The organism is Bradyrhizobium sp. i1.15.2 (assembly GCF_040548425.1).
In the GTDB taxonomy this organism is placed as follows: Bacteria; Pseudomonadota; Alphaproteobacteria; order Rhizobiales; family Xanthobacteraceae; genus Bradyrhizobium; species Bradyrhizobium canariense.
On record NZ_JBEPRQ010000083.1, the window covers coordinates 1 to 1,352 of the forward strand.

Here is a 1,352-nt window from a genome sequence, read left to right on the forward strand (position 1 = left end):
GATCAGCAAGCCGCCTGACCTTCACGCAACGCCATCGTAGAACTCGCCGCGCTCGCGCGCATGTGTCAATCAGGCGGCCTTCGTCGTATGCGTACAGACTTACTCCAAGCGAGCCCTCTCGTATGAAAAGATAAACGACTTTGATCGCGCCATCGCAGACTTCGGAATGGCGATCCTCCTAGACCCGTCAGGAAATCTATATAGAAATCGAGCTTTTGCTTTCGTCAAAAAAGGAGACTTTGACGGTGCCATCGCAAGCCTCGATGAAGCGATCAGCGTCAATAGAAGAGACGGAAGCTCATACGCGGCGCGCGGGACTATATATCAACAAAGGGCAGCTACACCGAAACGACATTGGACCGATCTTGCGCGTGCAAAAGCCGCTTACAAAATGGCGCTGCGGTTAACAATCGAGACAGACGGAGAGCTAGAGCTTAGGAAACTTGCACTCGATAACTATACCAAGATTTCCGCGGAAGAAGGCTTAAGCGACTACATCGCAAGTTGGTTAGTTGATGAACCGATGTATTTGCTCCTTGCGGCAATCAGTTGCATTCTGATTGCTAGCACTATCTACGGCTTGTTTGCGTTTTACTCGAACCCATCACGTCCAACTCTGGTCGACCAAGCGACTGTCCCCTTGGGACGCACACCGGATCTGGCTGCCGCGTCTACTGATGGTTTGCTGTCGGACAACCTCGAACTGTCATCTGTGGATTACAGCACCGTAATGGCGCCGCACGACTGGATACACCACTCGCCCAAACACGAGGATCCCAAAAGCGAGCCAAAAGAGCGCAAACCTACGGAGAAGGTTTCTCAACGTTCGCCGTTCGATCGAGGCTATAGAAATTGAGTCCCTATTGTGAGCGATTTTTCAGATAGTAGGTGTTAGCTGCAATTTCAGCTAAGCACATCGAAATATTCACCAGCAACGCTGAAATGCAGAACCCTACGGAGCCGCTAAATATGAAACCAACTAGCGCCCATCTGCTGCCGGCAACCATCGCAAGAGGAATAGCGCCTAGGAGACCAAACGCAAAAGTGACTCCAACAACAAACAGCATTTCTAACACGCCGATCACGCTGAGAATGAATCGTCGAAAGGCGTTCATCTTTGCCTCCAATGCAATTGACCATCCGCATGGGAAGATTAGTGCAGAACGAGCGCTTGCACTACTGTGGTGTTGAAGCTCCTCACGGCCGTAGCGGCAGTCCTCTCCCCTTCAAGGTACATCGGTGGGGGACGTCCATCAGGGTACGCCTCCGATGGGGGCCGTCTTGCGTGAGGGTTGGTAATTCGCGAAGCGTGTGACCTTAAGTCTAGCTTTAAGGTCATCAGGCGATGCGGG

The 1,352-nt window shown here is 51.9% G+C and carries 2 protein-coding genes; one reads left to right on the forward strand and one right to left on the reverse strand.

All coding sequences use genetic code 11. The features are described from left to right. The first annotated feature begins 166 nt into the window (after positions 1–166). Positions 167–856: a tetratricopeptide repeat protein gene (locus ABIB80_RS39295; protein ID WP_354129650.1), complete on the forward strand. Its 690-nt coding sequence runs from the start codon at positions 167–169 to the stop codon at positions 854–856. 4 nt (positions 857–860) lie between these two features. Here the strand turns inward: ABIB80_RS39295 and ABIB80_RS39300 are convergent, their stop codons facing one another. Then, on the reverse strand, positions 861–1,115 hold the full coding sequence (locus ABIB80_RS39300; protein ID WP_279682370.1) for a hypothetical protein: 255 nt from the start codon (positions 1,113–1,115) through the stop codon (positions 861–863). Positions 1,116–1,352: the final 237 nt, after the last annotated feature.

What these genes read in the sequence shown, in the direction of transcription:
- ABIB80_RS39295 (WP_354129650.1), top strand. Translation starts at nt 167, where the DNA reads ATGGCGATCCTCCTAGACCCGTCAGGAAATCTATATAGAAATCGAGCT.
- ABIB80_RS39300 (WP_279682370.1), bottom strand. Translation starts at nt 1,115, where the DNA reads ATGAACGCCTTTCGACGATTCATTCTCAGCGTGATCGGCGTGTTAGAA.